3 protein-coding genes are annotated in these 6,000 nt (G+C 67.8%); all 3 read left to right on the top strand.

Features of this window, described 5'->3' with window-relative positions:
• The first annotated feature begins 526 nt into the window (after positions 1 to 526).
• The 3 genes from RYH80_RS17840 (at position 527) to RYH80_RS17830 (ending at position 5,467) form a co-directional block, all read left to right on the top strand.
• Positions 527 to 1,504, top strand: a complete 978-nt coding sequence (locus tag RYH80_RS17840) for a GAF domain-containing protein (RefSeq protein ID WP_370905436.1) — start codon at positions 527 to 529, stop codon at positions 1,502 to 1,504.
• Complete coding sequence (locus RYH80_RS17835) at positions 1,501 to 2,160, top strand: DUF7504 family protein (RefSeq protein WP_370905435.1); 660 nt, start codon at positions 1,501 to 1,503, stop codon at positions 2,158 to 2,160. Before RYH80_RS17840 ends, RYH80_RS17835 begins: the two co-directional genes overlap by 4 nt.
• 523 nt (positions 2,161 to 2,683) lie before the next feature.
• A complete protein-coding gene (locus tag RYH80_RS17830) occupies positions 2,684 to 5,467 on the top strand; it encodes a PAS domain S-box protein (protein WP_370905434.1) in 2,784 nt (927 codons plus the stop codon).
• The last annotated feature ends 533 nt before the right edge of the window (positions 5,468 to 6,000 follow it).

The raw sequence follows: 6,000 nt of genomic DNA, 5'->3' as shown, positions 1-6,000 counted from the left end.
CTGACTACCAGTGTCTACACGTAGTGTCGGGGTAAGTGGGGTTGCTAACTACTACGAGCGTCTGTGTGAGAACGTATCACGAGTGTGTGAAGCGGAGACACGTCTACTCGGAGCCTCTCGGTGTCGTCCGTGGTGGGCGGGGGCGGTGTACGTCTGGTCGTGTCTCCCCGCTGTGGCTGTGGACGTGTCGCCGCGATCCTCCTCGGTCCTCTCGCGCCGAGTCGTCCCCTGCACGTGACAGTTCCCCGTGTGCTCGTCGCAGCGCTCCGTGTTCACCAGGCGCCACCGTCCTGCCCGTCGGTCGCACGCCGGCGTGGGGACGCTCGCGGGGTGTACACTGTGTGGTCGCACGCGTCCCCGAACGACGAGCGTCGCCGACCCGCGTCTCCGAACGGTCTCCAGTTCCGCCACTCGCCGGGGCGGACTCCCGCTCGGACCCCGGAGTCTCGGTAGTTAGAGTACGTTCGACACCCACACGTCGTAGTTAGCGCCGTGAGCCATCCCGGTGGGAGAGCCAGTACTGTGTATGGAAGCTACCGCAGACCAGTCCACTCGAACCGTGCTGTGCGTCGACTCCGTCGACACCGTCTCCGAGATGGAGACGGCACTCGCCGACGACCCGTCGCTAGAGACGATCCTCGAGACGACCGTCGCCGGTGCGAGCGAACGGCTCGCCTCCGCCGACGTGGACTGCGTCGTGACCGAACACGATCTCCCGGACGGCACCGGGATGGACGTGGTGAGCGCACTGCGTGCGGAGACGCCGCAGACGCCGGCCGTGTTGTACACCGAGACGCGGCCGAACGAGATCGACACGAGCGCGTTCGGCGACCTCGTCGTCGAGTACCTCGGCCGGTCGCTCCCGGACAGCGACGAGCGGTTGGAGTACGTCGTCGGCGACGTGATCACCCACAGCTCGCAGGTCGGCTTCCTCCTCCCGGACAACGAGGAGGAGCGACTCGCCGCGTTGGCGGAGTACGACGTCGAGGCGCTGCCGATCCGCGAGAGCTTCGACCGCCTGACGGACCTGATCGCGAGCCACTTCGACACGGCCGTCGCCTTCGTCGGCCTGATCGAGGAGGAAGAAGAGGACGTGCTCGCGTGTCACGGCGCCGACTGGGACCGGATCACCCGCGAGGACACGATCTGCACCCACAGTATGCTCGAAGAGGAGGTGATGATCGTCGAGGACATCTCCAGCGACAAGCGGTTCGACGCCAACGCCGGGCTCCACAACCTCGGGATCGTCTCGTACGCCGGCGCGAACATGACCACCGAGAGCGGCGAGGTGGTCGGCCAGGTGTGTCTGATCGACCACGAGCCGCGCACCTACGACGAGACGGAGCGGGCCGAACTCCAACAGTTCGCCGACCAGGCGATGGAGACGCTCGAACTCCGTCAGCGACTCCTCGACGCAGAGGCGGAGCTGGACGCCGGGACCGAGGTGCCGGCCGAGACCCCGACGGGTCCGGACGCCGACGACCCGCAGGAGGTGGCCCGATGAGCGCAGTCGGCGGGGACACGTTCGGCTTCGCAGACGACGGCTTCGCGCCGCTGGACAACGGGACCACGGTCCTGTTGACCGGCGACGACAGCGAGGCCCTGGAACGGGTCTTCTACCGGCTGTCCGCCGGCCGCGGCGAGGAGTCGACGGTCGTGTTGTCGACGAACGACGACGCGCGCTCGGTGCAGCGTGGCCTCGACGACGTGGCGAGCGGCGCGGGTGGCCGGACGCGGGTGCTCGCGACCGAGGGGCCGGACCGCGACGACGACGTGACGCGGGTCGCCGACCTGACGGACCTGACGAGTCTCGGGATGGAGTTCTCGGCGGCCGTCACGGACGTGCAGGCGACCGGCGGGCGGTTCCGCGCCGGTATCCTGGTCGCCTCCTCCATCCTCGAGGCGGTCGAGGACACCCGCTCGGTGTACAGGTTCCTGAACGCGAACTTCCTGAACCAGTTCCGTCGCGGCGACGGGGTCGGCGTCTGTGCGGTCGACACCGGGACGGAGTTCGGTGCCGGCACCGCAAGCACCGTCGCCGGACTGGAGACGTCCTTCGGCTGCCGCGTCGACGTGGTCGAGGCCGACCGCCGCGAGGCGACGCTCGACGTGTCCGGACTCGGCGCCCGCGACGGCGAGGCGACGCTGTCGCTCCGGTAAACTACGCCGACTCTTCGATGAGTCGGGCTCCGAATATCATCGGGGGAGACTAGGAGCCGACGCACGCGAGTGCGTTCGGACACTCACCCCGTCGAGAGGACAGTGCGTCCGTTGCCCCGTGAGCGACGGTCTGGCCGTCGATCCGAGAACGAGGGTGGCCAACTGTCGACCACACTCTCCTGCAACGATCCCGACGTTTATCCCCCCAGAGAACGTTCTAAGTATCAATCAGAGAACTCTGCCTCATGATATCGAACCAACGGTATCTCGCGAGTGTTCTGCGATCTCCGTCACGAGGTATCTCCTCGGATCGACGATCGCGAGGCCGCCGTGGTTACCCGTTCGGCCGATCGCGAGGAACTCACAGTCAGCCGTTCGGCCGATCGCGAGGAACTCACGGTCACCCGCTCGGCTGGTCGCGAGAGGGGTGTGGCCGTGTCTCGGGACGACAGCGGAGCGACAGCGGGACACGCGGCACGAGTCGTGAATCTAATAGGTGTCGCGTGACCACGGAGGCGCGACGATGAGTGGAGTCTCGACCGACTCGCGGCGAGTCGATCTGTACGTCGCCGACTCGTTCGCGGACGGGTCGCCGAGTGGAGCGGACGACGGACTCGTGTCGGCGGCTACCGAACGGTTCGGGTGGACGGTTCGGACGGTCGACCGCCCGGTCGGCGAGACGGACGGTGCGGGCGGGATCGTCGCGTTCACGGACGACCTCGACACCGTCGACTCGGTCCTCGCTGGTGGCTGTCGCGGCGTGGTGGTCACGACCGAACCGAGCGTCGCGGAACGCGTCACGACGCTCGCGCCGTCGATTCCGGTCGTTCGGTGGGACCCCACCGATCCACCGTGGGCGTTCCTCGAGTCGCGTGTTCGGGGCGTCCTCGACGGGACGGAGCACGGGGCCGTCACGACGGAGGGGGTGTCGAACGGTTCCACCGCCGCGTCGGATCCCGATCTGTTGGATGTCGACGAGTCGGCCGCCGAGGAACCGACCGTCGACCACACGCCGCTGCCGACGCCCGGTGAGTCCGAGGACGCCGACGCGACGCTCGCCTCGTACGAGCAGTTGATGGACTCGATGGGTGACGCAGTCTACGTCCTCGACGACGAGGGGCGGTTCCAGTACGTCAACGACGCGATGACGGAGTTGACAGGTCACGACCGGGAGGCGATCCTCGGCGAACCGCCGGGATTCATCAAAGACGAGACCGCCGTTCGGGAGGCCGAAGACGCACTCCGCGGGATGTTGTCCTCCGAAGGACCCTCGTGGGCGTCGCTGGAGTTGGACATCGTCTGTGCCGACGACTCCCGCGTCCCGGTCGAGGATCACATGACGCTGCTGCCGTACGACGAGGAACTCCGCGGGACCGTGGGGGTGTTGCGCGACGTGACGACACAGAAGCGCCGCGAGGCGATGTTCGACGGGTTACTGGACGCGACCCACCGGATGATGACGCTGGACAGTCCGGTCGCCATCGCGGGCATCGCCGCCGAGACGGCCGACACGACGCTCGACCAGGAGCTGGTGACGCTCCGGCTCGCCACCGACGGCGAGTTGATTCCCGTCGCCTCCACCGCCTCGACACGCGAGGAGCTCCCACCACGACCGGCCTACGACACCGACGAGGGGCCGGCCGGCGAGGCGTTCACGACCGGAGAGACGGTGTGGCGTGAGGCAGACGAGATTGCGGACGACCAAGACCGCGGGGACATCGACGCCGCACTGTACGTCCCGCTGGAGGGCCACGGGACGCTCACAGTCGGTGTGGCGAACGGCGAGTTGGACGATCAAGACCGCTACTTCGTCGAGTTGCTGGCGGCGACGACGGAGCGTGCACTCGATCGGGCCGAGCGGGAGCGCTCGCTCCGACAGTACCGGGCGTTGGTCGAGGAGATCGACGACTTGGCCTTCGCGGTCGACGAGGAGGGAGAGTTCGCACTCGCGACCGAACCGTTCGCCGCGGCACTCGGCTACGACCGGGACCGACTCGTCGGCGAGCCGATCGAGACCGTCGACGGTGGCGTCGTCGCGACGGCACTCGACGCAGTCGGCGAACGGGGCGAGGGTGACGACGACACGGTCGTCGAGGAGGGGCAGCTCAGACGCCACGACGGCGAGGAACTGCCGGTGCGTGTCAGCGTGACGCCGGTTTCGACGGCGGCGTTCGACGGTGCCGTCGTCGCGGTCGACGACATCTCGGACCTGCTGTCGGCGCGTGCGGCAGTCGAGCGGACACAGGACCGCTTCGGTGGGCTGTTCGAGGCGTTGACCGATCCGGTCGTCGAGTTGCGGACGAGTGTCGACGCCGACCCGGCTTCGGCGACGGTACAGCGAGCCAACGACGACTTCGAGACAGTGTTCGGGACGGACGGCCACGTCGGTGACCGTGGTGACGGTCCGACGACGGTCCGGGAGCTCGGTGTTCCCGAGGCGGTCGCCGAGACGCTCGAACGGGCCGCCGCGGACGCGTGTCGAGACTGTGGGCCGACACGGACCGAGGTGACGATCCAGGCCGGCGGACAGACGCGCCACTTCGTCGCTCGCGACGTGCCCTACGAGGTCGACGACGCCACACACACGTTCGTCGTGTTCACGGACGTGACGGAGTTGAAGCGCCGCGAGACGCACACACGGGTGCTGACGCGCGTGCTCCGGCACAACCTCCGCAACGAGATCAGTGTCGTCGGTGGGTTCGTCGAGCAACTCGAACAGTACGTCGACGAGGAACGGGCCGTCGACGCCGTCGGTCGGATCGCCGAGGCGGCAGACGACCTCGCCGCGTTGAGCGAGACGGCCGGTGTCGTCCAGGAGATTCTCCAGTCAGACGAGTCGGTGAAGCGTCCGGTCGACCTGGAGCGGATCGTCCACGAGTCGGTGTCTTCGGTGCGTGACCGTCACGAAGACGTACGGGTGGATCTCAAGGTCGACGGCGTCGGGACCGTCGTCGCGACGGAGTTCCTGGAACACGCGGTCACCGAACTCGTCGACAACGCCGTCGCGCACAACTCCAGCGACGAACCGTTGCTCCACGTCGAGGTGGCCGATCGCGGCGACGAGACGGTCGTCGTCGTCGGTGACGACGGGCCGCCGATTCCGGAGGTGGAGTGGGCCGTCGTCACCGACAGACGCGAGATTACACAGCTCCAGCACGGGAGCGGAATCGGACTGTGGTTGGTGCGGTGGGTCGTCGACGATCACGGCGGCACGCTGGAACTCCGGCAGAACGACGAGTCCGGCTCCGAAGTCGCACTCCGACTCCCACACTCGCGGGACGACCCCGCCGGTGTCGAGTCGGCGTGACACTCTGTCGTGGCCGGTGTCGAGTCGGCGTGACACTCGATCGCAACGAGACGGTTCGGGCGGCCGACCGGCACCGTACCCGAGTCGTTCGGGGGGAGACCGGCGGTCGTGTCTTCGAGTCTCGGGTTCGCGTCACAGAGTAGTCCGGTGTAGTGAGTGCCATCTCCGTGAGTCTGTACTGTTAGCGTACAGTTCTACCACAGTCCGGTGGGTACACAGAAGTGTCCCACACGGGCCACCGAGTCGATCCGTCCCCACCGGGCGGCAGACACGAGCGTCGCCCCGACGGGACGGAACGGTGGCTCGGGTGACCGTCGACGCCCGAGCACACGGACGGGGGACTTCGACGAGACGGGTCCTCACTGCACGAGGACCACGTCTCGACTACGGCCGGACGCCAACTGCCGTCTACTGGCACACGAGACGGTAGACGATCCGGCCGGCGCGAGTGGTGTGGTCGACGGAGGAGAGCCACACCTCGGCTGTCGGCCGCTCGGAGACGATCACGTCCAGACGGGCGGTCACTGCGAGAC

The organism is Halobaculum sp. MBLA0147 (assembly GCF_041361345.1).
Taxonomy (GTDB): Archaea; Halobacteriota; Halobacteria; order Halobacteriales; family Haloferacaceae; genus JAHENP01.
This window is presented reverse-complemented; position numbering and strand designations above follow the sequence as displayed.